At 56.5% G+C, this 23,474-nt stretch carries 15 protein-coding genes and 1 pseudogene; 7 read left to right on the top strand and 9 right to left on the bottom strand.

Annotated features, from left to right (window positions below; genetic code table 11):
- Nucleotides 1-133: 133 nt before the first annotated feature.
- The 3 genes from EPD59_RS14540 to EPD59_RS14530 form a co-directional block, all read right to left on the bottom strand.
- The gene (locus EPD59_RS14540) at nucleotides 134-2,044 is read right to left on the bottom strand and encodes a tetratricopeptide repeat-containing sensor histidine kinase (protein WP_133273416.1); all 1,911 of its coding nucleotides are present in this window, start codon (nucleotides 2,042-2,044) and stop codon (nucleotides 134-136) included.
- A 663-nt stretch (nucleotides 2,045-2,707) separates the two neighbouring features.
- Nucleotides 2,708-4,240, bottom strand: coding sequence for a sensor histidine kinase (locus tag EPD59_RS14535; protein ID WP_133273415.1), 1,533 nt, complete (start codon nucleotides 4,238-4,240; stop codon nucleotides 2,708-2,710).
- A gap of 257 nt (nucleotides 4,241-4,497) precedes the next feature.
- Nucleotides 4,498-5,562 carry a LacI family DNA-binding transcriptional regulator gene (locus EPD59_RS14530; RefSeq protein ID WP_133273414.1) on the bottom strand — a complete coding sequence of 355 codons (1,065 nt, stop codon included), beginning with the start codon at nucleotides 5,560-5,562 and terminating at the stop codon, nucleotides 4,498-4,500.
- A gap of 566 nt (nucleotides 5,563-6,128) precedes the next feature.
- Between EPD59_RS14530 and EPD59_RS14525 the strand changes: the two genes are divergently transcribed.
- Nucleotides 6,129-6,875, top strand: a complete 747-nt coding sequence (locus EPD59_RS14525) for an SDR family oxidoreductase (protein WP_133273413.1) — start codon at nucleotides 6,129-6,131, stop codon at nucleotides 6,873-6,875.
- Between the two features lie 82 nt (nucleotides 6,876-6,957).
- On the opposite strand, the gene EPD59_RS14520 is transcribed toward EPD59_RS14525, so the two are convergent.
- Nucleotides 6,958-9,183 (bottom strand): bifunctional alpha,alpha-trehalose-phosphate synthase (UDP-forming)/trehalose-phosphatase, encoded by a 2,226-nt coding sequence (locus EPD59_RS14520; protein WP_133273412.1) that lies wholly within the window; start codon nucleotides 9,181-9,183, stop codon nucleotides 6,958-6,960.
- A gap of 456 nt (nucleotides 9,184-9,639) precedes the next feature.
- On the opposite strand from EPD59_RS14520, the pseudogene yiaK reads away from it, so the two are divergent.
- Nucleotides 9,640-10,631: pseudogene (yiaK, locus tag EPD59_RS24180) on the top strand (3-dehydro-L-gulonate 2-dehydrogenase).
- Between the two features lie 93 nt (nucleotides 10,632-10,724).
- Complete coding sequence (locus EPD59_RS14510) at nucleotides 10,725-11,453, top strand: hypothetical protein (RefSeq protein WP_133273411.1); 729 nt, start codon at nucleotides 10,725-10,727, stop codon at nucleotides 11,451-11,453.
- A 130-nt stretch (nucleotides 11,454-11,583) separates the two neighbouring features.
- On the opposite strand, the gene EPD59_RS14505 is transcribed toward EPD59_RS14510, so the two are convergent.
- Entirely contained in the window at nucleotides 11,584-12,318 is a 735-nt protein-coding gene (locus tag EPD59_RS14505) for an SDR family oxidoreductase (protein ID WP_133273410.1), read from the bottom strand.
- A gap of 445 nt (nucleotides 12,319-12,763) precedes the next feature.
- On the opposite strand from EPD59_RS14505, the gene EPD59_RS14500 reads away from it, so the two are divergent.
- On the top strand, nucleotides 12,764-15,466 hold the full coding sequence (locus tag EPD59_RS14500; RefSeq protein WP_205703418.1) for a glycoside hydrolase family 3 protein: 2,703 nt from the start codon (nucleotides 12,764-12,766) through the stop codon (nucleotides 15,464-15,466).
- Between the two features lie 196 nt (nucleotides 15,467-15,662).
- On the opposite strand, the gene EPD59_RS14495 is transcribed toward EPD59_RS14500, so the two are convergent.
- Nucleotides 15,663-17,858, bottom strand: coding sequence for a penicillin acylase family protein (locus EPD59_RS14495; protein ID WP_133273409.1), 2,196 nt, complete (start codon nucleotides 17,856-17,858; stop codon nucleotides 15,663-15,665).
- Between the two features lie 219 nt (nucleotides 17,859-18,077).
- Entirely contained in the window at nucleotides 18,078-18,500 is a 423-nt protein-coding gene (locus EPD59_RS14490) for a winged helix-turn-helix transcriptional regulator (protein WP_240731418.1), read from the bottom strand.
- A gap of 79 nt (nucleotides 18,501-18,579) precedes the next feature.
- Between EPD59_RS14490 and EPD59_RS14485 the strand changes: the two genes are divergently transcribed.
- Both EPD59_RS14485 and EPD59_RS14480 read left to right on the top strand, forming a co-directional pair.
- Complete coding sequence (locus EPD59_RS14485) at nucleotides 18,580-19,428, top strand: SDR family oxidoreductase (protein ID WP_133273408.1); 849 nt, start codon at nucleotides 18,580-18,582, stop codon at nucleotides 19,426-19,428.
- A 137-nt stretch (nucleotides 19,429-19,565) separates the two neighbouring features.
- On the top strand, nucleotides 19,566-20,816 hold the full coding sequence (locus EPD59_RS14480) for a cysteine desulfurase-like protein (RefSeq protein WP_133273407.1): 1,251 nt from the start codon (nucleotides 19,566-19,568) through the stop codon (nucleotides 20,814-20,816).
- A gap of 211 nt (nucleotides 20,817-21,027) precedes the next feature.
- Here EPD59_RS14480 and EPD59_RS14475 read toward each other — a convergent pair whose 3' ends face one another.
- A complete protein-coding gene (locus EPD59_RS14475) occupies nucleotides 21,028-21,774 on the bottom strand; it encodes a superoxide dismutase (RefSeq protein WP_133273406.1) in 747 nt (248 codons plus the stop codon).
- Between the two features lie 225 nt (nucleotides 21,775-21,999).
- Between EPD59_RS14475 and EPD59_RS14470 the strand changes: the two genes are divergently transcribed.
- Nucleotides 22,000-23,013, top strand: a complete 1,014-nt coding sequence (locus EPD59_RS14470) for a methyltransferase (protein WP_133273405.1) — start codon at nucleotides 22,000-22,002, stop codon at nucleotides 23,011-23,013.
- Nucleotides 23,014-23,065: 52 nt separating this feature from the next.
- Here the strand turns inward: EPD59_RS14470 and EPD59_RS14465 are convergent, their stop codons facing one another.
- On the bottom strand, nucleotides 23,066-23,458 hold the full coding sequence (locus tag EPD59_RS14465; protein ID WP_165963607.1) for a sensor histidine kinase: 393 nt from the start codon (nucleotides 23,456-23,458) through the stop codon (nucleotides 23,066-23,068).
- Between the last annotated feature and the right edge of the window lie 16 nt (nucleotides 23,459-23,474).

Here is a 23,474-nt window from a genome sequence, read left to right as displayed (position 1 = left end):
ATTCGATGTAGCCGAATCGCTATCTGAAGGCCAACCTGCAGGTACAGATCGTGAACGTGCGCGGCATTGGCTACAAGCTTATCTGGTAAACTATTCCCGGACGATAGCTAATCTATAAGGGCTACATCTTTGGCTACGCCCGCGTCTGGGGGCTTTTTTTGTAGGCAATGCCCTGCGGAAGCTCAATAATAAATTCGGTGTATTCGCCCTCCTGGCTTCTCACGGAGAGGGAGCCGCCATGGCCATGCGTGATAATATCATAGCTGAGCGAGAGGCCCAGGCCGGTGCCTTCGCCCGAGGGCTTGGTGGTGAAGAAGGGCTGAAAAATCTTGTCGCGAATTGGAGCCGGGATGCCCAGGCCATTGTCGCGCACGCGCAGCTCAATGTGGCGATTGCGGCGATGCGTGTACACCTGCACTTCCGGGCAGTAATTTCCGGTTTCTACTTTTTGCCGCTGCTGCACGGCATAAAACGCATTGTTGAACAAATTTACCAATACCCTGCCCAGCGCTTGCGGCACGGCCCGAATGCGGCCCAGCGCCGGATCTAGCTGAGCGGTAAGGGTGACCACAAATTGCGGGTCGCGGGCCCGGAAGCTATGATACGCCAGGTGCAGGTGCTCGTCGGCCAGCGCATTCAGGTCGGTTAACACCCGTTCGCCCCCGATGGTGCGGGCGTGGGCCAGCATATCGCGCACTATATTGGCCGCCCGCCGCCCGTGCTGATAGATCTTTTCCTGATTTTCCCGAAGCTCAGCGGCGGCGCTGCGCAGCGTCAGCAAATCCGGTTCGGGCTGAGCGGCCTCGGCCTGTAGTTCGGCGGCCAGCTCGGAGCTTACTTCCGCGAAGTTGTTGACGAAGTTCAGCGGGTTCTGAATCTCGTGGGCAATGCCAGCGGTCAGCTCGCCCAGCGAGGCCATTTTCTCCCGCTGCACTAGCTGCGCCTGCGTTACTTTCAGCTGCGATAAGGTAGTGCTTAGCTTGTTGCGCTGGTTGGCAATTTCCGCGTTCTGAGCATTCAGCTTCAGGTTTGCCCGCTGTGTATGCCGAATGGTGCGCCACAGCAGCAGCAGCACCGGAATGATGCTGGCTAAGGCAGCAATCAACCAATGAGAGCGGTGTTCATCATCGGCCTGGGCCTGCTGAATGGCGCGTTCCTGCTGGCGGAGCTGTTCGCTTACTTCAAGGGCCTGCACCTGCGCCATTTTGGTTTGGCTGAACAGGCTGTCGCGGGTAGTGCTGGCTAAAGTCAGGTAACGAAACGCGCGGGTGTTGTCGCGGCGGGCGGCGTATACATTCGATAAAAAGCGGCTGGCCTCCAGCACTCCTTTAGGGTAACTGCCTTGCTGGGCGGCAACCAAGGCTTTGTGTCCAAAATATATGGCTGAATCGGCCCACGGTCCTTGCTCGGCCTTGAATAGCTGCGCCTGCCCCAGATACGCCCGGCACAGCGCAAACGTAATATGCTGGCTCAGGGCCCGCTGTACGCTGCGGCGGTAGTAGTGGCGAGCCAGCCGTGGGTTGCCCAGCTTCGCGTAGATATTGCCCAGCATGGCCGCGTCGCCTACCTCACTGATCAGATCTTTCGCGCTCAGGTCCATCGCGTAGCCCACCTGTGAGTAGTGCCGCGCCGAATCTAGCCGGTTTAGCTGGGCATACACGTTGCCGATGTTGCCCATGATGCGAGTCAGGAGCTTGATGTTGCGGCTTTTTTCGGCTACGCGTTTCGCCTTGAAAAAGTATGCCAAGGCCGGCCGGCTATAGCCTTGCTCCCAATACAAATAGCCCAGCGTGTTCAGCGCCCGCCCAATCAGTTCTTGGTCGCGCAGCTCCTCGGACAGCCGCAGACCCTGTATTCCTACCTGCAGCGCGGCCGGGTAGTTGCCCGCCTCCCGAAAACCCGAACCCAACCGAATCAGCGCCCACGCCTCACCCCGCCGATACTCCAGCTTCTGGGCAAGCTTTAGGGCTTGCTTGCCATAAAATATCGTTGCTAGCGGATTGCTTTGCGTGTTTTCGTAGGCCAGCTGGGTCAGCAGCAACACCCGCCCGGAGTCGGGGGGGCTACTAACAAGAGCCGATGCAGGCTGTCCAATCTGGCGTTAAGCTGAAAAGCCCTGATAGGGGTACTTATGCTTAACCCCCACAGTAGCAGCACACAAAACCGTTTCATGACAAGGAGCGAAGCACCGTCGAGGCGAAGCAGCATACAAACCCGACCTGCATACCCATGCTATTCTTGCACCTGGGGGCTTTTCCGGGGTGCTGCTGGCACTGCCCGCAACTCCGATTACTCCCGCAGGAGCAGCGTAGTAGTCAATTCAAAAAAATTATCAGAGACTTAAACTACTGACAATACCAAGGTGTGTGCGCGGAGATGAGGATCGTGAAGGAGCGGTAATGGAAACAGCGAATTGACAGCGTCGGAAGGGGCTAGAACCCCACTGAAAGCAGAACTTGAATCTTTAAAGCCAAACACCCCACTGGTATTGGCACCAAAAACGTACGGAGCGTACTTTGCTCCCTGCTAAGTGGCTTGTACCTAGGGAATTCACTGCTGTGTATCTCCTGCTAATTTACAAAAAAATGTTTAATAGTTTATAATGTCGGCTACATATATTTATATTCTATCCTATGTATTCACACAGTGATAATTCTATTAATCAGGAAGTTTGCTTGCTGAAAAACGACAGCGTTTCCCGACCTTATCATAACTCCGCCTGGGGGGCTTTTTCTGGCTCATTGCTTTGTGGCAGGTCAATGGTGAGTTCCGTAAACTTGCCTTCCTGACTGTCGACGGAGAGCGTGCCGCCGTGGCCATGCGTGATAATATCATAGCTGAGCGAGAGGCCCAGGCCGGTGCCTTCGCCCGAGGGCTTGGTGGTGAAGAAGGGCTGAAAAATCTTGTCGCGAATAGGAGCCGGAATGCCCAGGCCATTGTCGCGCACGCGCAGCTCAATGTGCCCATTGGAGCGATGCGTGTGCACCTGCACCTCCGGGCGATAACCGTTGATCTCCGTTTTTTGCCGCTGCTGCACCGCGTAGAAGGCATTGTTAAATAAATTGAGCATCACCCGGCTCAAGGCCTCCGGTATTGCCTCAACAACCCCCAAAGAGGGGTCGAAGTGAGTAGTAAGCGTGGCGTTGAACTGCGGGTCGCGGGCCCGAAAGCTGTGGTAAGCCAGGTGCAGGTGCTCGTCGGCCAGCGCATTCAGGTCCGTTGGAACACGCGCGCCGCTATTAGCGCGGGCGTGGGCCAGCATGTCGCGCACTATGTTGGCCGCCCGCCGCCCGTGCTGCCGAATGCGCTCCTGGTTTTGGCGCAAATCCTCGGCGGCCTCGCGCAAAGCGGGTAAGTCCGGTTCGGGCTGGGCCGCTTCGGCCAACAGCTCGGCGGCCAACTCCGTGCTGACCTCGGCGAAGTTATTGACAAAGTTCAGCGGGTTCTGAATCTCGTGGGCAATACCAGCGGTCAGCTCGCCCAGCGAGGCCATTTTCTCCCGCTGCACCAACTGCGCCTGTGTGGTTTCTAAGGAGTTAAGCGCGTTGGCCAACTGCTCCGCCTGTAGTTCGAGCTCTTCGCGTTGGGCATTCGATTTATTCTTTTCCGCCTCAATTGTGCGGCGTTGAAGAAAATCAATCCGGCTGTTTACTTCAAAAAAGTAGCAGGTTAAGGCAGAAACGCAATGCGCCGAAAGCAGCATCATCCCGTTATTGATAATGAGCAGTCTATCGTGAATGGAATGCCCATCAGTAACTAGTACAACGAAATAAATGCTGATTATCAGGGTATTAGAAATGAAGGCATACCAGAACTTCAGTCGCGCCCACGACCCCGTAAACATCATAATGATGATAAGACCAACGTAATAGTGAGTGTGGGCCAACTCGCTCGGGTCTGTTTCCCGGATAATCAGGCTGACGGTAGCGGCCGCCACAATGCACCCTAGGCTAATAATCTGGGGTAGATAGGAGCGGAGCGCTTTTATGTAGGTGATGACAACGATGAGCAGCAGAGTGGGACTGCCAATGCCGAAGCGATAAAACCACGCGGTGGAGGTAGAATTGGGTGCCGAGAATATGTCCAGAATGCCAAATGCTGAGTACAGCACGAAGCCAAAAGCCAAGGATATCTGGATGGTTCTGATGTTGGTCTCTTCGTAATGCTGAATAAAATCTCGCTCTGTGTCTTTCGGAAACCGAAGGCGCCAAACGGCGGGCATTAGCTGTAGATAATCCATGTTCTAATGCAGTAGGGGCGGAGGTCTTAACGGCGTTTGCAGGCGGGTGGGCAGAAGGTAGCCGCGGCAACGACCCAACTTACTACAGCGGATTCTAAGTGGCAAATTTGCCCCCCAGGCCACTTTACAGCGCACTTTTCTACTGTTGTGTTTTTGGTTGCACCTGCGGTACCTGTGTTGCCCTACATTAGCACGAAAAAGCCCCCAGCAGACGATTTGGATCTGCTGGGGGGCTTTTTTCCTGCTACATTTCTTGGTTAAGAAGCCTGTAGCTGAGGCTGCCAATGCTGCATATGCAGAGAGGAGTCGCGGAGGCGAAGCTCGGGCTTGAGTACGATAGGTGGCGGCGCGTATTCTGGGCCGCGCTTGCAGAGCTGTAAAAACAGGCGCACGGCCGTTTCGCCCATTTGCTCGGCCCGCTGATCTACGGCGGTCAGGCGAGGGGTAGTCATGGTGGTGAAGGGCTCGTTGCTGAAGCAGGCCAGAGCAATATCCTGCGGCACTCGAATCTTACGCTCGTGCAGGACTTCCAGTGCGCCGGCCGTAGGGATGGCGTAGGCGGCAAACACCGCATCCGGCGGCTGGGCTAGTCCCAATAAGTGCTCCATACCCATGCGGCCGGACTCCTGGCTCAGCGCCGGCAACGCAAAAACGAGGCTCTCATCATCGAGGGGTAGTCCGTGGGCCCGCATGGCCTGGGCATAGCCCAGGTAACGATTGCGGCTTGTGTTTAAGTGCTGAGGACCAGCTAGGTGTGCAATGCGCGTGCAGCCCTGCTCAATCAGATGAGTAACCACTTGATAAGCGCCCGAAAAGTCATCGAGCACGACGCCGGTGCTGCCGACTAGTTCGGGCATACGGTCAAAAAACACCAGCGGAGTGCCTTGCTGGCGCACCTGCTCAAAGTGGTCCGTCTGGTCGAGGGTAGTGGCCGACACCGACATCAGAATACCCTCTACCTGCGCCGAAAGCAGCGTTTCGACGTTGCGCCGCTCGCGCCTCACGTCTTCATTCGATTCGCACAGAAGCACGTTGTAGCCCGCCTTGCTAGCTATTGTTTCGATGCCATGCATAACGGCTGGAAAGAAATAGCCCTTGATGTGCGGCACAATGACGCCCAACGTGCCACTCCGGCCCTTGCGCAACGCCGAAGCCAGCTGGTTGGGCCGATAGTTTAGTTCTTGGGCCAACTGGCGTACCCGGGCTTTGGTAGCCTCGCCAATATCTTTTTTGTCGGCCAATGCCCTTGATACCGTCGCTACCGACAGGTTTAGCGCCTTGGCTATGTCGATAATGGAAACACGCTTCGGAGTAGGTGCCATGCTTTACGTTGTGTAGAAGGGGAAATGACAGGAAATAGGCATGTGGAGCGGCGACACAATGCAAAGTTCCTTAATAATTGTTTGTTGTAACGATAACAGCCTTCATTCTATGGGCTGTTTTAATAAAAGTACAGGTTTTTTACTTTTGCCCTATAAATTTTTAAGGTGATAACAGTTGGTATTACCAACTTTTTTCTAAATTGCCATCATAATTGAGGCTCTCGCTTTAGTGAAGATACTTGTGATAAGCTGCTTATCTGGCTTTCACCAACAGTCTTAGTCTCTGGAATGGTGCCAATACTGTCAGTTGTGGCGCCGGTTCTGGTGGACTAACCCAGGTTGAAGTAGGGGTGGGACTTTGTCTTCAACTTTGGGATTTGAAAAGGGCATTCCGGGTGGGATGCCTTTTTTTTTATGCCTTTTCGCTTCTGCTGGTGTACGGCCTGTGGGCATTGCCGCTGGCAAAAAATGAGAGCTAGGGTCCAGGTTTTTCGTTCTCGCACGCTTCGTCTGCGTTTAGGAACCTTAGAATCTGTTCCTTATCAACCATCAGCCGTAGCTATTCTATGAACCTCCAAAACAACACGATTCTTATAACGGGCGGCGCGTCCGGCATTGGGCTGGCCCTGGCCCAACGCCTGCGCGAGGCGGGCAGCGACGTAATTATCTGCGGGCGCCGCGCCGATAAATTGCGCGAAGCGCAAGACAAGGTGCCCGGCTTGCACATCTACGAGTGCGACTTGGCGCAGGCCGCCGACCGTGCTGAACTGGCCCGCCGAGTGCAGGCTGACTTTCCGGCGTTGAACGTGCTGATTAATAACGCCGGCATCCAAAACCGTTTTCAGCTAGCCGATTTGCCCCCCAGCTTAGATGCCTGGGAAGAGCAACGGCAGGAAATTGCCATCAACTTCGAGGCGCCCATTCACCTGACGGCTTTGCTGCTGCCCCACTTGCGGCAGCAAGCCAATCCAGCGGTGATCAATGTGTCGTCGAGGCTGGCGTTTGCGCCGATGGTGGCCGCGCCCATTTATAGCGCTACCAAGGCCGCGCTGCACTCCTTCACGCTCTCGCTTCGGCAGCAACTGGCGCCTCTGGGAGTGAGTGTGCTGGAAATTGTGCCGCCCGGTGTGAATACCGATTTGGGTGGGCCGGGCCTGCATACCTGGGCCGTGCCCGTCGATGAGTTTGCCGATAGCATCGTGGCTCGACTGGCGGCCGGGGAGCAGGAAATTGGCTATGGCACCTCAGAGAAAATCCGGCAAGCCTCGCGTGCTGAGTTGGATGCCCGCTTTGAGCAGATAAATAGTCAGTAAAGAACAATTGAACCTAAAAAAGCCCCCAGACAAGTTCTGGGGGCTTTTTTGCTATAGCTATTCAGTTGCCAACTGTACTCTGTTAGGTAGGCGTGGACTGCGCTACGTGTACATCTGGGCGGGTAGCTTCTACCTCAGCAAGCCCGGTAAGCAGTTTGCGCACGTCCGAGATGCCACCCACAGAGTAGCGGGCCGCAGAGTGAATGGCGCTGCCCACTTTCACGCTGTAGGCATCAGGAGATAAGGCCCGGAAGATATCTTCGTCGGTGCGGTCGTCGCCGATAGCCAGAATAAAGTCGGAATAATCGGGCGTAAGCCAACGCTGTGCGGCGGTACCCTTCGTAATGCCAATCGTCTTTATTTCCAGCGCTTTATTGCCTTCCAGTACCTGCAAATCGGTGTTGGAAGTCATAAAGTTGAGGTGATTGAGCAATTCCCGCGAGCGCACTTCGCCCAAGGCCGCATCGGCGCGGCGGTAGTGCCACACCAGGGAGTAGTCTTTCTCTTCAATGAATGAGCCGGCAGTGCGACTGACATACTGCTCCAGCAAAGGCCGAAAGCCCTTTTTCCACTTTGATTCCATGGGCCGAAACAGGTACCACTCTTCGCCCGCCTGCCGCAGCCACACGCCATGCTCGGCAATAAAATCGAGGCGAAGATGGCCCAGCCAATTTTCCAGCGTGGGTCGGTCGTGCCCGCTGATAATAACGACGCGGTTCCGGGGGTTAGCGGTAAGAACGCGCAATAACCGGAGTAGCTCCTCGTCGGGCTTGGCGTGCTCGGGGTTGTTGTGGAAATCAACTAAGGTGCCGCCATAATCGAGCAGTAATAGTCGCTGGGGGGCTTTTTGGTAGTCGCGCCGTAGTTGGGCGCTGGCCTCAGCATCCAAGAAGTCGGTGCCCAATGTCAGTTGCTTAATCTTACTGTACGCCAGCCGGTTCATGAACAGCTCCGTCCAGGCAAACACGTCGTACTGGCGCACCAGGGCCTGCAAGTTGCTCATCCGGCTTTTCTGCTCGTCTTCCGGCATGGTGAGGGCCTGGTGCAGTACGTCCGCCACTTTGCCGGTGGCGGTGGGGTTGATGAGCAGCGCATCGGAAAGCTCCTGGGCCGCGCCGGCTCGCTCGCTGAGGATGAGCACGCCGCGCTGGTCGGCTTTGCAGGCAATATATTCCTTGGCTACCAGGTTCATGCCGTCGCGCACGGGCGTTACCAGCGCCACGTCGGCTAAGCGGTAGAGCGCTACCAGCTGGTCGAAGGGCAGCGAGCGGTAGAAGTACAGAATGGGCGTCCAGGCAATTGTGCCGTACTGTGCATTGATGCGGCCGACCAGCTCATCTACCTCCACTTTCAGGGCCTGATATTGCGTTACTTGGTCGCGGGAGGGCACCACCAGCATCAGCAGGCTCACCTGTTCGCGCCACTCGGGGTAGCGCTTCAACAATTCTTCAAAAGCCCGGAGTCGCTGCGCAATGCCTTTGGTATAGTCGAGGCGGTCGATAGACAGGATCATGCGCACCCCGCGCAAGGCTTCGCGAAACGTTTGGATGTGCCCCAGCGCCGCTTCCGAGGCGGCAGCCGTAGCGTAGCGCTCATAATCGATACCCATCGGAAAGGCATCGACGAGCACCATGCGGCTGGGCGTTTCAATCTGGCCGTTCTGGTTGGGAAGCCCCAGCAGATTGGAAACCGCGCTCAGAAAATGGCGCATGTAGTAGAAGGTGTGGAAGCCAATCAGATCGGCGCCCAGCATACCTTCCAACAGCTCCGTGCTCCAGGGCAGCACCCGCAGCAGCTCGTACGAGGGAAACGGAATGTGCAGAAAGAAGCCAATGGTAGCCTTGGGCCGCGCAGCGCGCAGCATCTGCGGCAGGAGCAGCAACTGATAATCGTGTACCCAGATAGTATCGTCGGGGCCGGCCAGCGCGAGTACGGCTTCGCAGAATTTGGCGTTGGCGGCCACGTAGGCTTCCCAATGCGACTCCTCGAAGGTGGCGTATTCGTTGAAATAATGGAAAATAGGCCAGAGCGTGGAGTTGCTGAAGCCTTCGTAGAAATCCCGGATTTCGGTTTCGGTCAGGAATACCGGCGCCATGCTGTCGTTGCGTAGCTGGTCGGTTACGTGCTGCTGCTCAGCGGGGTCTTCTACAAATAAGCCAGGCCAGCCCACCCAAATATTACCATCGGCCCTGTAGATGGAGCCTAAGCCGGTAGCCAGCCCGCCTTCGCTGGGCTGAAAGGTGAGGCCGTCGTTGGTGCGCTGCACTTTGGTGGGCAGGCGGTTGGAAACGATAATTGTTCTGGCCATCAATCGGAATGTATAAAGCCTCAGACGCGCAGGAGAGATGGTGCCTGCTCGTAAATACTGCTGTGTATAACGTGTAGGCGCTCCCGCGGGGACAGGTAGCTACTACGGATTTTACGACACTTCAGCTTTGTTTTTTGTCCGTATTACTACGGATGAGCTGCGACCCAAGCCAAAACCCATACACTTACTCACGCGTCGCGCCACTATGTGGGGGGCTGATTTCTCTTATTGAGGTCTGAAAAAAGCCGGTGGGCAAAACGCAGAGGAGCTGCCAGAATAGAAGTTAGTGGCAAGAAAAGCGGGTAAAAATTCGAAAAATCGCGTATTGCCAACTTGAGTAGGTCAGTTGAAACCGGAAGCAGGTGTCATAATGCTTGCTCGAATCCATAAGAGCAAGCTGCTTTCCAGCGGACGACCATTACAAGTAACTGCTAACCATCAACCAAAAAGCCCCCCATGAGTCTCCGTATTCCTTACCCACAGCTCCAGCAGGAGTTTAAGCGGGTGCTATTGTCGCTGGCCTTTTCGGAAGACCGCGCCGAGCACTGCGCCACCATCTTCGCCCAAAACAGTCGCGACGGCGTGTATACGCATGGCCTCAACCGGTTTCCGACGTTTGTGCAGGTCGTGCAGAGCGGCTTAGTGCACCCCGACGCCGAGCCGGAATGTGTAGAGCAAAATGGCGCGCTGGAGCGCTGGGATGGCAACTTAGCTCCCGGTATGTATAGCGCCAGCGTGTGCATGGGGCGGGCTATTTCCTTGGCGAAGGAGCATGGGATTGGCTGCGTGGCACTCCGCAACACCAACCACTGGATGCGCGGCGGCACCTACGGTTGGCAGGCCGCCGAAGCCGGCTGCATTGGCATTTGCTTCACTAATACCATTGCCAACGTTACGCCCTGGGGCGGCACGGATGCACGGCTGGGCAACAATCCGCTAGTTATTGCCGTGCCGCGCGGCGAAAAGCCCCCGTCGTGCTGGATATGGCTATTTCGCAGTATTCTTATGGCAAGCTGAATACGTATGCCACCCGACAAGAACTCCTGCCCGTGCCCGGCGGCTACGACCAGAAAGGCCAACTCACCACCAACGCCGCCGATATTCTGGCCTCGGAGCGGGCCTTGCCCATTGGCTTCTGGAAAGGGTCGGGCCTGTCGCTGGTACTCGACGTGCTACTGACCGCCCTCAGCGGCGGCCGCTCCACGGCGGCCATCACGCAGTCGGGCACTGAAGCGGGTGTATCGCAGTGCTTTATTGCGTTGCACCAGCCCAACATGCACGCGGCCTTGATAGAGGAAATTCTCAGCTACACCAAAAGCGGTGCGCCGTCGGAAGCGGGCGAGCAGGTGTTCTACCCCGGCGAGCAGTCATTTGCCACCCGCCAAGATAATTTGGCCCACGGCATTCCCGTGGAGGAGGCTATCTGGCAGCAGGTGCAGCAAATGTGAAAGCAGATTTGACCGGACAGAAGGTTGCGCTAGTAGTTTTATTCAAGAAATGCTATATTATCTGTCAGTCATCCGTTCCTGAAGCTTTACCTGATGCCAACTGCCAATCTGGAATATCTGAATGCACCGGTGCCGGCTTGGCTTAGTGTGCTGTTTGTGGCCTGTACTTCCTTTACCGCGTGGCTGTTGGCGCAGGCTATACAACGCGCCGGCAGCTCAATTACCTATTACTGGCTGATTGTTGGGGTGTGGCTTACCGTGCAGGCTGGCTTGGCGTTGGGGGGCTTTTATCAAACCAATCTGGACGCGCTGCCGCCCCACTTGGCGCTGGGCGCGCTTTTGCCAGCCGTGGCCGTTATGCTGGCCATCGTTATTTCTCCGCAAGGCCGCCGCTGGATGGCCCGCCTGCCGCTCGCCGATCTGACTTCCATCAGTGTAGTGCGGGTGGGCGTGGAAATTGGCCTGTTTGGCCTCGCTGCCCATCGTTTGGTGCCCGAAATGATGACGTTTTCCGGCCGAAACTTCGACATCCTGGCGGGCCTTACGGCTCCGGTGGTGGCGAGCTTGTGGCGCAAACAGCGGCTGGGTAGGGGAGGACTGATTGTCTGGAATGTAGCCGCGCTGGCGTTGCTGGCCATCATCGTGACGCTGGCGTTGCTCTCGGCCCCAACACCGCTTCAGCGGCTGGCTTTTGAGCAGCCGAATGTGGGGGTGCTGCGCTTTCCGTTTGTGTGGCTGCCCGCGTTTATTGTGCCGGTGGTACTATTCAGCCACATCGCCAGCTTGTATCAATTGCTCCGCCATCCTGAGTCAGCAGCGTAAAAGCTGTTTGCGTCGCGTCGCTACACCGTTCGGATTTCTAGGGTATGGAATACACAAGCCTGATAAGTGCAAAAAAGCCCCCCAAAGTATGTTGGAGGGATTTTTTGTGGATGAATTAAAAATCTAAAGCCTAGGTAAGCGCCTCGTCCATGGTGCGCATTTGTATTTCAATAATGCGCGAGTTGGCCGACTGCGTGCAGGCCAGCAGTACTGCGCCCGCCACGTCCTCCGCGTCCAGCATCCCCGATTGGGCTACTTTTTCCTCGGTGCGGCCTTTGCCTAATGCAAACTCTGTTTTGACGCCGCCGGGGCAGATAGCGCCCACTTTAATGCCATCCGGCCGCAGCTCTTTATCCAGTGCTTGGGCAAAGCCTACCTGCGCAAACTTGGTGGCGCAATACACCGCTTCGCCCGCGAAACCATACACGCCCGCCATCGACGAGAGCATTAGAATGGTGCCCGATTTCTGGGCCTGCATCACGGGTACGGCGTGACGGGTGAAGAGGAAGGTGGTGCGCATGTTGGTGTCCATGAGCTCATCGTACTCGTCAGCGCTGGTGTCGACCAGGTTTTTGTAGTTGCCCGCGCCAGCGTTATTGATCAGAATGTCGAGGCGACCAAACGAGTCGGTGGCAGCCTGTACGGTGCGGCGGGCGGTTTCCTCGTCGCGGGCGTCACCAGCCACAAATTCTACTTCTACGCCCAGCTGGCGCAGCTCGGCGGCCAACGACTCCAGCCGTTCGTCGCGCCGAGCGGTCAATACCAAATTTGCTCCTTCAGCAGCCAAGGCCCGCGCGCAGGCTTCACCGATACCAGCACTTGCACCCGTAATGAGGGCTACTTTTCCATTGAGTTTTCCTGCCATGATTTTGCTTTTCTAGGTTGTATAAGGTTGGGGTGAGGTAAGATCTTGGGTATTGGATTCGAAGCTAGATAAACGTAGAGCGGCAGGCAAAGGGCTGAGTTCTAAAGGCACTACTATCGATAAGAAATGCTATCACAATCGATTACATAGATTATTTCTTGCCCCACTGCGCAGATTTGGCTTAAAATCACTGGTCGTGGGTGGCAAGCCGCCTACTTTAGATGCGCGTCTTTTCCTTCAGTAACCAAGGCTTGCTAACCTCAGCCGGTCATGCCGAGCGGAACATATCGCGTGCTGATGTCTGATTACTACTCTTGCTAAACACGCGAGATGCTTCGCTCCGCTCGGCATGACTGGTAATTTTAAGTACCCATTAATGAAGGAAAGGACAAGTCTCAGGTCCTAGTAGTCCACGACCACCATTTTTCACCATCTCACCCAAAGGATGAAGAAACTATTAATCGTTTTGTCGCTGGCAGCCCTTGCGGGGTGCGGTAAAGGAAGCCAGCAGACCGCCACTGCCCCAGCTGCCACTTCTGCCCAAGAAATGCCCCCCAGCAAGCCCGAAGACTTCCCGTTTCGCAACCCTGATCAACCCATCGATCAGCGGGTCAATGATCTGGTCGGGCGCCTGACCTTGGAGGAAAAAGTGAGCCAAATGCTGAATGCTTCGCCCGCTATTGATCGGCTGGGTATTCCGGCTTACAACTGGTGGAATGAGGCCCTGCACGGTGTGGCTCGCACAAGCATGAAGACGACGGTGTTTCCGCAGGCCATTGGGTTGGCCGCTACGTTCAACACCGACGCCATGCTCAAAATGGCCACCATCACCTCCGACGAAGCCCGCGCCGTGCATAACGAGTACGCCCGCCGCGGTGAGCGAGGTATCTACCAGGGCCTCACGTTCTGGACGCCCAACATCAATATTTTCCGTGACCCGCGCTGGGGCCGGGGCCAGGAAACCTATGGTGAAGATCCTTATCTGACGGGCCAGCTGGGCTCAGCGCTGGTAAAAGGATTCCAGGGTGATGACCCAAAATATTTAAAGGTGACGGCCTGCGCCAAGCACTTTGCCGTCCACAGCGGCCCCGAGCAGCTGCGCCATGTATTCGACGCCAAAATCAGCGACTACGACCTGTGGGACACGTATTTGCCCGCCTTCCGCGACTTAATTGTGGATGCGAAAGTTGCCAGCGTGATGTGCGCCTACAACGCCTACGCCGGGCAGCCCTGCTGCGGCAGCGACAAGCTGATGAATGAGATTCTCTACGATAAGTGGAAGTTTCAGGGCTACGTCACTTCCGACTGCGACGGCATCAACGACTTCTGGCAGAACCACAAAACTGACCCCGACGCGGCCACTGCCGCCGCCAACGCCGTGCTCCACGGCACCGACCTCGAATGCGCCACGGGCAAGCTCTTTACCTACAACTCCCTGCTGGAATCGGTGCAGCGCAAGCTCATAACCGAGCAGCAGCTGGATGTGTCGGTGAAGCGACTGTATAAGATTCGCTTTCAGCTGGGCATGTTCGACCCAGTGGAGCGCGTGAAGTACGCCCAGATTCCGATGAGCGTGGTGGAAAGTGCCCCCCACCAATCCCACGCCCTCCAAATGGCCCACGAATCGTTGGTGCTGCTGAAAAACGAGAAGAACACGCTGCCGCTCCGCAAGGACATCAAGAAGCTGGTCGTGCTCGGCCCCAACGCCGACAACGACGCCGTGCAGCTCGGCAATTACAACGGCTTCCCCACCGATAACGTGACCCCGCTCGAAGGTATTCGGGCCAAAGTAGGTAAAGGCACAGCGGTGACCTTTATCCAAGGTGTTGACTACGCCAGCAACATCGTGTATGAGACCTTCGACATCAATAAGAGCCTTGCCTTCAACGGTCAGCCCGGCTTCAAAGCGGAGTATTTTAAAGGCACCAACCTGGAAGGCCAACCCATGGTAACCACCCAGGAAGTCGGCCTCGACCGCTATTTGGCCAACGTGAAAATCGAAGTGGTGCCCGGCCTGCCTTCCGAGAATTTCTCAGCCCGCTATACCACCACGTTCACCCCGGAGAAGTCGGAGGAGCTAGCCTTCCAGATAACCGGCGACGATGGCTACCGCTTATTCGTCGACAATAAGCTGGTCATCGATAACTGGAAAAGCCGCGGCGTTTCGACCACCCAGCACAAGCAGAAAGTAGTGGCGGGCCAAAAGATGGACATCAAAATCGAGTACTTCCAGGCCGACCGCCGCACCATTCTCAAGTTTGCCGGCGCGCACATTGTGCCCATGAACGCGAAGAATATCCTGGCCCAAGTGCGCGACGCCGACGCCATCATCTTCGTGGGGGGCATTTCTCCGCGCTTGGAAGGTGAGGAAATGAAGGTAGATGTGGAAGGCTTCAGCGGCGGCGACCGCACTAGCATTGCCCTGCCCAAAGTACAGACCGAGCTGCTGAAGGTGCTCAAATCGTCGGGCAAGCCGGTGGTCTTTGCTATGATGACCGGCAGTGCGCTAGGTGTGCCGTGGGAAGCGGCCAATATCCCCGCCATCATCAACACGTGGTACGGCGGCCAAGCCACCGGCACGGCTCTGGCCGATGTGCTCTTTGGCGACTACAACCCCGCCGGCCGTCTTCCCGTGACGTTTTACCGCTCAGAAAAGCAGCTGCCGCCCTTCGATAACTATGATATGGAAGGGCGCACCTACCGCTACTTCAAGGACACGCCGCTCTACCCATTCGGACACGGCCTGAGCTATACTACGTTTAAGTACAGCGGCCTAAAAATGCCCCCCAGCGCCCCAACTGGCCAGCCCGTAACGATGAGCGTAGAAGTGCAAAACACCGGCAAGCGCGACGGCGACGAGGTGGTACAGCTTTACGTGAAACACCCCAACGCCAAGACTCGCGTGGCCCTGCACGCGCTCGAAGGCTTTCAGCGCGTAAACCTCAAAGTCGGTGAGAAAAAGACGGTTCAGTTTACGCTCACGCCCCGGCAGTTATCCTTGCTGAATGAGAAAGCCGAGCGCATGGAACAGGCCGGCCAAGTGCAGATTTTCGTGGGCGGCGGGCAGCCGCTCAAGTCGGCGCTGGCTGCCAAGCAAGTGCTGCAAGCCAACGTGGCCCTGACGGGGGCTAATGTTATGATTGATTAAACTGTTGAAGGAAAAACAGCGAGGCCGCGCCGTCAGTAATCAGACGGCGCGGCCTCGCTGTTTTTGAAAAATGTAGAGACGCGACACTTCGCGTCGCGTCGTTGAACGATTGGGTCTGCGCTGTATAGATAAACAACATCAGCAACGACGAGACGCGAAGTGTCGCGTCTCTACGCTGTTCTGACGGCTGCAATACTTACTCGCCTGGATGGTAGGATTTCTTGGCGTTTTTGCGAACATCTTCAGGGTAAAACAGCACGTCCTTGAACCGCTGCTCCGTGTACATAGCCGCCTGATCGGTGAAGTGGGGCGAGTTGGGGTCGCTGTTTTCGCCCCCAGCCAGCACGGAGCGAGCTTTGATGCGCGGCCCGAACTCTACTACCGCCACAAAGCTGTTTCCGACGTTGCCATAGCGCTTTTTGGTGTTTGGCTGCGCCCGCGCCCCAAATGCTGCCAAAGAGCCCCAAGCGGAGGAAGTGAAGGCTACTGGAATACTTGGCTTGCTGTCGTCATACACTTCCTGAATCTTGCCGGTGAGGCGCTGGAAGCGGTTTACTTCGCCCCAAGGCATTTTCCAAGTGCCAAAGTCGCGGGTTAGCTCGTCGAGGGTTTCGGCTAGGGCAGTTACTTTTTCCTGAGGCGTCGTTTTTTCGATGACTAAGGCGGTGAAGGTCAGATTGTCGAGGCGCTGATCGGGGAGGGCGCGGGTGCGGGCCAGCTTCTGGATGCGCTCGGCCCAATAGATAGCCACCGTTTGTCCGACGGAGGTTTTGCCGTATTTCTTGTCCCAGGTTCGCAGCACTTCTATGGCTTCCGGCACTGCTTTCGACTGCGTGCTGGCCTTGCCGGCCGGGGTTTGATAAGCCGCTGCCAGGGCCGGAATCAACTCCTCGAAGCCAGCCAAATACGGATCGTTGGCGGCGGCAATGAGCGTGTCGAGCGTGTACATCTTTCGGCGGCTGAGCACGCGCACGGCATTTATGCCGCGGTAGTTTTCAGCGTCGGGGGCCATATAGGCGGGGTATTTCTCTTTTGCAGGGCTGCTCGGGCCGGATACGGTGAAGGGCGTGGAGTTGCAGTTTTGAATCCAGCCGCTGGCGGGGTTGAGCACCTGCACCAACTCATTTACCTTGTGCAGACCCTTCCAGTCGGTTTGCGGGTTGCTGCCATCAATGGGCCGGCTCCAGTCGAATTTAGGGTCGCGGATGGGCATGAAGTTGCCGTGCCAGTAAGCAATATTGCCCTTGCTGTCGGCAAAAACGGTGTTGTTGGTGGCGTTGCCGTTGAGCTTCATCACCTCGTTGAAGCTAGCGTAATCAGTAGCCTTCGTGCGCAGGTACGACTGCTCTAGCGCCTCCAAGGGCGTATCCATCATGCGCACCGTCACCCATTGGTTATCAGCCTGCTGGCCTACTACCGGCCCGTGATGAGTGCGGTAGGTGGTGAACTCCTTGCGCATCACCTGGTTGCCCTGCTTATAAGCCAACGACACCTTTTTGACCTGCACCGGCCGCCGTTTTTTGCCTACTTTGTAGTAGAGCTTGCCATTTTTCTCCTCAATTGTTTCCAGATACTCGTCCATGGAGTCGGCCTGGCTGGAGGTGTGCATCCAGCCACAGTTTTCGTTAAAGCCTTGGTAGACAAAAAACTGTCCCCAGGTAACGGCGCCGTAAGCATTTAGGCCGGCTTCGCTCACCATTTGCACTTCGGGCCGGAAATAGAAGGACGTGTGCGGATTAATCAGTAGCAGGGCGTGGCCGCTGGCACTTTTGGCTGGGGCAATAGCAAACCCATTGGAACCCACCGGCTCGCGGTCTTGCTTCTCAAAATCGGGATGCTGCCAGGAGGTTGATTTCTTTTGGCTGTAAAACGCCTTTAAGCGCTCCAATGGCACCACGCTGATATTGCCGCCAATGCTGCCCTCGCTGAACATGAGCGGCATCCAGGGCTGGTAGCGCGTGAGCAGCTTAGGCTTCACGGTGGGGTGGGTGTAGAGGTAATAGTTGGTGCCGTCGGCGAAGGCATTCAGCAGCTCTTTCATCCACGGGGGGGTTTTTTGGTAGATGCTGATGGCCTGGGTGCTGTCCAGAAACAGGTTAGCGCGCAAGTCGCTGTACAAAGCCGTTTCGCCCTCCACTTCCGCCAGCCGCCCGATGTTAGTAAGGTAGTTTTCCTCGACGCGGGCAAAATCATCCTCACACTGGGCGTAGAGCAAACCGAACACGGCATCGGCGTCGGTTTTGCCGTAGATGTGCGGCACGCCCCACTGGTCGCGGATAATATTTACTTGCTTGGCCTGCTGCTGCCAGCGCGCAATTTCTTCGGGTTTGAATGCCTGAGCCTGAGCGACGAAGCCAGACACTAATAGGAGCAGGGTAAGTAGTGGGCGCATACGGGCGGAATAATAGCGGGTGGATTGGTAGGTAAATGTACAGGAGCGGCAAGAATACGGTCAGCTGGTGCACGGAAGTCGCGGGCGGGCGCTTCATGGAAGCGTAATCAGGGCTTGCCGTGTTTGCCCCGCTTCTAAAAGTAGCACGATCCCGCAAAAAAGCCCCCCAATGCTTCGATTGGTTAAGCTTAAGGTGAAGTGGCAACTCAGGCGTGGATATCAGTTGGCGGGTTGGCTGGCCGGGTCCTTATCCCAATGTTGGAGGATATCCGGGACGCTGACTTCTATCCAATCGGCTAGGTCGCGTACTTTCTGCGCTGCCTGCTGCCCGAAAGGAGTCAGGCTATATTCTACGTGCGGCGGCACTACCTCGTAGGCAACACGCCTCACTAGCCCATCCGCTTCCAGCCACTGTAAGGTCTGCGCCAGCATTCGCTCGCTCACGCCCCCAATCAGCCGCCGTAACTCACTGAACCGCCGCGTTTCTCCTTCCAGGGCTATTAACGTTAATACGCCCCAGCGGCTGGTAATATGCTTCAGCACGGTGCGGGACGGACAAGCGGCGGACATTAAGTCGCCGCGCCGAAACTTCTCGGAGAGCGTCGCAGCGGCGGTGGGAGTGGTTTCTATACTTTTTTTCACACTTACCTTTTTGTACGTACTTACTTTAGGTAAGTATACAACTTACATTTGTTTCGTCAATCACCTAACCAATTAAGCTATGCGTATTGCCATCACCGGATCAACGGGACAACTCGGCCGCCTCGTCATTGAAAAGCTGAAAACACGCGTACCAGCCAATCAGCTGGTGGCCCTGGTGCGCAATCCGGCCAAAGCCGCTGATCTAGGCGTGGAAGCTCGCCACGCCGACTATTCCAAGCCTGAAACTCTCACCGCTGCCCTGGCCGGCGTAGATACGCTGCTGCTCATCTCGTCGAACGAGGTGGGGCAGCGCGCCGCGCAGCATCAAAGCGTAATTGCGGCAGCCAAGCAAGCGGGCGTTTCGCGTTTCGTATATACCAGCCTGCTGCACGCCGATACGTCGCCCCTGAGTCTGGCTGATGAGCACCGGGCCACAGAGGCCGACCTGAAGGCTTCTGGTATTCCCTTTACCATTCTGCGCAACGGCTGGTACACCGAAAACTACACGGGCTCCATTGGCGGCGCGCTGGCGGGTGGGGCTTTCCTTGGAAGTGCGCAGGAAGGCAAGATTTCGTCGGCCACACGCGCCGATTTTGCTGATGCAGCCGTGGCCGTGCTCACGGGTGAAGGCCATGAGGGCAAGGTGTACGAGCTGGCCGGAGATGACGCCTATACGCTGGCCGAGCTGGCTGCCGAAATCTCACGGCAGAGCGGCAAGGATATTCCCTACAAAGACCTGCCCGTGGCTGAATACGCGGCGGCCCTGAGCAGCTTTGGGGTGCCGGAGGGCCTGGCACATGCTATCGCCGGCTGGGATGGCGGCGTTGCGCAGGGGGCTTTGCACGACGACAGCCGGCAGCTCTCGCAGCTAATCGGGCGCCCCACCACGCCTTTGTCTGTGGCCGTGGCTGAAGCCTTACCACGATAACCCAACTGCACACATAGATTGAAAAAAGCCCCCCAAGTAGCTCTTTGGGGGCTTTTTGGTGTGGGCTAGGGCAAGTTGGCGCAGCTTTATACCTTTCGAGCAATCTGTAGCGCCTATCCTTATTTCATCCCACTCGCATGTCGCTTTTGCCATCACCCCCGAGTACTCTCCGAGCATCTTTTCCCGCGCTTCGGGCGCACAACCACAACAAGCCGTTTATCTTTTTCGATGGGCCCGGCGGCACGCAGATGGCCCAGCAAGCCATTGATGCCATGCTAGGCTACATCACCGGGGGCATGGCCAACCTGCACGGTACTTTTACCACCAGCCAAGCCACCGACGAGCTGTTGGAAGAAGGGCGGCGTGGCATGGCCGACTTGTTGAATTGCCAGCCGCAGGAGGTTGCTTTTGGTCAAAATATGACTTCCCTGGCCTTTGCTATCGCCCGCAGCCTAGCCACGTTTATCCAGCCCGGCGACGAAATCATCGTCACCGAAATCGACCACCGGGCCAACGTAGACCCGTGGGTGACACTGGCGCAAGACCGCGGCGCGGTGGTGAAATTCATCCCCCTAAACCCCGAAACCTATACTCTCCAACTCGACCAGCTGGACACGCTGCTAACCCCGAAAACCAAGCTTGTGGCCGTGAGTATGTCGTCGAACGTGACGGGTACCGTGACGCCGGTAGCAGAAGTGATTCGGCGCGCCAAAGCTGTAAATGCCCTTGTGGTGCTGGATGCGGTGCACGCCGTCCCGCACCTGCCGATTGACTTTCGGGCCTTGGGAGCTGATATTCTGTTTTGCTCGGCGTATAAGTTTTTCGGTCCGCACTTAGGTATTGCGGTAGTGTCGGCGGGGCTGTTTGAAAAGCTGCCGGTCTACAAATTGGCCCCCGCGCCCGCTCACATTCCCGACAAGCTAGAAACCGGCACCCAAAACCATGAGGCTATTGCCGGCCTGTTGGGGGCACTGGAGTTTATTCAAACGCTGGGGATAGGTTCTACGCGCCAAGAACGCTTGCGCACTGCTATGGAAGCCATTGAGAAACAGGAAACGGAGCAGGCGCTACATCTGGAAGAATTCCTGCTGAATTTGCCCCCCGTGCACCTATACCGCGCGCCGTCCGGCACGCGCAAAACGCCCACGTTGGCTTTTACGCTGGAAGGCATCAACTCGCGGGAGGCCGCCGCCTGGTTTGCCGACAACTACAATATGTGCATTGCGCACGGCCACTTTTACGCCTCCACTATGGCCGATAAGCTGCAGGTAAATGAGCAGGGCGGCTGGATTCGGCTGGGACTTGCGCCCTACAATACCATCGAGGAAATAGAGCTGTTCAAAACCGCTTTGTTGGCCTTTATTGAGCAACATACAGCAAAGCAGTGAGAGCGTAGCGAGAACAAAAACAATAACACAAAAGGCGGTCATGCCGAGCGAAGCGACGCATCGCGCGTGCTGATGTTGCCAAGCTGAACAACCAAACACGCGCGATGCGTCGCTTCGCTCGGCATGACCGCCTTTTATATGAATGACAATAATGTATGAGCGAAGCATTTCGCTCATACATTATTGTAACAGGCCTACTCCACCTTCCAGCCTAGCTCTTGCGGGCTGCGTCGTAGCGCTGGCCCACCGCCGACCAGTTTACCGCGTTCCAAAACGCCTTGACGTAATCGGGGCGCTTATTCTGATATTTGAGATAATAGGCGTGCTCCCACACATCGAGGCCCAAGATGGGCGTGCCGCGCTGAATGCCGGGAATGTCCATGAGGGGGTTGTCCTGGTTGGGGGTGGAGGAAACGAACAGCTTGCCCGCCTTATCTACGCTGAGCCACGCCCAGCCCGAGCCGAAGCGACCCGTAGCGGCCTTGGCAAATTCCTCCTGAAACTTCTCATACGAGCCGAAGGTCTTGGTGAGGTCGGTAGCGAGGGTGCCGGTAGGCTGTCCGCCGCCCTTAGCGGCGAGTATCTGCCAGAACATGGAGTGATTCCAGTGGCCGCCGGCATTGTTGCGCACCGCGTCGGGCTGCTTGCTGGCAGAGGCCAGTAGCTCGGCTAGCGACTGTTTTTCCTGGGGTTTGCCCACCACGGCTTCGTTGAGCTTCGATACGTAGGTTTTGTGATGCGCGTCGTGGTGAATCTCCATCGTGCGTGCGTCGATGTGAGGCTCCAGCGCATTAAATGCATACGGGAGGGCCGGCAGGGTGAAAGGGCCGTCGGCCACGGGAGTGGCGCGGGCTTCGGCCAAAAACTTTTCGTCGCGGGCGCGGGCCAGTAGGGCAGGGCTCACCAGACCGCTGATAGCTAGTAGCAGGCCACGCTGCAAAAAATCACGCTTGTTCATAGTTGTGGTAGTAAAGTGAGGGGTTGCAAGGAGGGTTGAGATGGTACAAACGTGGTTTTGCGCAAAAACGATGAGCTAAAGTGTGTGCTATCAAGCAAAAAATTCGGTTGTACTATTTGTAAATAATAATAGAATTAATTGTATATATTAGTGTAGCGCTCAGCAAAAAGCCATGTGTATGCAGAGCTAAGGCTATTATCCCCTCCTTCTATAATCAACTCAGGTATGAACCCGGAGCTACCTCCTCCTATCCAGCTCATGCAGGTGATGTTTGGGTTCGCGGCTTCGCGCGCCATCGGTGTAGCTGCCGAGCTAGGCATTGCCGATCTGTTGAAAGACGGCCCCAAAAGCGCGGGCGAACTGTCGCGCCGCACCAATACGCACGAGCGTTCCTTGTATCGGGTGCTGCGGGCCTGTGCCAGCGTGGGCGTATTCTCGGAAGACGAAGACAAGCGGTTTCGCCTGACGCCGCCAGCTGAGCCGCTACTTAGTGACGTGCCGGGCAGTCTGCGGCCCTTCGTAACCCTGATGACCAACGATTTTCAGTTTCAGACCTGGGCTGAGCTGCTTTATAGCGTGCAAACGGGCGAGCCAGCTTTTGACAAAGTGTTTGGCACCTCTTCTTTTGATTATTTCTGGAAGAATGAGAAGGCGGGTAAAGTGTTCAACGATGCCATGTCCAGCAACAGTGCCTTTAGCAGCGCCGCCGTGCTGGAAGCCTACGATTTCTCGGCCTTTTCCAGCCTTGTTGATGTAGGAGGCGGACACGGCTTGCTGCTGGCTTCTATTCTAAAAAAATACCCCAAGCTGCGGGGCATTCTCTACGATATGCCGGCCATTGTAGAAGCCGCCGCCAACCTGATACAATCGCATGGCGTTGCCGACCGGTGCGAGCGGGTGGGGGGCAATTTTTTCGATGCGGTGCCTACTGGAGCCGATGCCTATATTATGAAGCACATCATCCACGACTGGAACGATGAGCAAAGCGTGGTTATTCTGAAACACTGCCGTGAGGCGATGAACCCGGCAGGCAAAGTGCTGGTGGTGGAAATGGTGCTGCCCGAAGGGAACGAGCCGTCCTTTGGTAAGTTTTTGGACCTGCAGATGCTGCTGTACCTACGCGGCTGCGAGCGAACCGAAGCGGAGTATCGCCAGCTATTCGATCAGGCTGGGCTGGAGCTAACCCGCATCCTGCCTACTATGTCGCCCTTCAGCATTATTGAAGCCGTGCGCAAATAAAAAAGCCCCCCAGTCTGAAGTTCTTTCAGAAGCAGGTAAAACCAGCCTAGGCCTACACGCTGGCCTTCGTCATTTCCGCGGTGGCGGTGTGGGCGGGGCGTTGAGCGGCCCCCACTGTTCGGGGGAGGCAAATAATAAACTCTGTAAATTGGCCTTCCTTCGTCTCAACGTTGAGCGTGCCCCGGTGGCCTTTGGTGATGATGTCGTAGCTAAGCGAGAGGCCCAGGCCCGTGCCTTCGCCGGTGGGCTTGGTGGTGAAGAAAGGTTCAAAGATGCGTTGGCGCACCTCGGCCGGAATGCCGTTGCCATTGTCGCGGATGCGCAGGCAAACCTCCTTTTCGGTCTGCTCCGTTCGGACGCTGATCTCCGGCTCGTAGGCTTCGCCCAGCAGCTTGCGTTTTTCCGCTACCGCGTAGAAGGCGTTGGTGAGCAGATTTATGAGCACGCGGCTGAGGTCCTGA

This window comes from Hymenobacter radiodurans, from assembly GCF_004355185.1.
In the GTDB taxonomy this organism is placed as follows: Bacteria; Bacteroidota; Bacteroidia; order Cytophagales; family Hymenobacteraceae; genus Hymenobacter; species Hymenobacter radiodurans.
The sequence above is the reverse complement of the archived record's forward strand: the minus strand, read 5'-3'. Positions and strand labels throughout refer to the sequence as shown.

Coding starts and splice junctions, on each gene's coding strand:
- EPD59_RS14535 (WP_133273415.1), bottom strand. CDS start 4,240: ATGGATTATCTACAGCTAATGCCCGCCGTTTGGCGCCTTCGGTTTCCG.
- EPD59_RS14530 (WP_133273414.1), bottom strand. CDS start 5,562: ATGGCACCTACTCCGAAGCGTGTTTCCATTATCGACATAGCCAAGGCG.
- EPD59_RS14525 (WP_133273413.1), top strand. CDS start 6,129: ATGAACCTCCAAAACAACACGATTCTTATAACGGGCGGCGCGTCCGGC.
- EPD59_RS14520 (WP_133273412.1), bottom strand. CDS start 9,183: ATGGCCAGAACAATTATCGTTTCCAACCGCCTGCCCACCAAAGTGCAG.
- EPD59_RS14510 (WP_133273411.1), top strand. CDS start 10,725: ATGCCAACTGCCAATCTGGAATATCTGAATGCACCGGTGCCGGCTTGG.
- EPD59_RS14505 (WP_133273410.1), bottom strand. CDS start 12,318: ATGGCAGGAAAACTCAATGGAAAAGTAGCCCTCATTACGGGTGCAAGT.
- EPD59_RS14500 (WP_205703418.1), top strand. CDS start 12,764: ATGAAGAAACTATTAATCGTTTTGTCGCTGGCAGCCCTTGCGGGGTGC.
- EPD59_RS14495 (WP_133273409.1), bottom strand. CDS start 17,858: ATGCGCCCACTACTTACCCTGCTCCTATTAGTGTCTGGCTTCGTCGCT.
- EPD59_RS14485 (WP_133273408.1), top strand. CDS start 18,580: ATGCGTATTGCCATCACCGGATCAACGGGACAACTCGGCCGCCTCGTC.
- EPD59_RS14480 (WP_133273407.1), top strand. CDS start 19,566: ATGTCGCTTTTGCCATCACCCCCGAGTACTCTCCGAGCATCTTTTCCC.
- EPD59_RS14475 (WP_133273406.1), bottom strand. CDS start 21,774: ATGAACAAGCGTGATTTTTTGCAGCGTGGCCTGCTACTAGCTATCAGC.
- EPD59_RS14470 (WP_133273405.1), top strand. CDS start 22,000: ATGAACCCGGAGCTACCTCCTCCTATCCAGCTCATGCAGGTGATGTTT.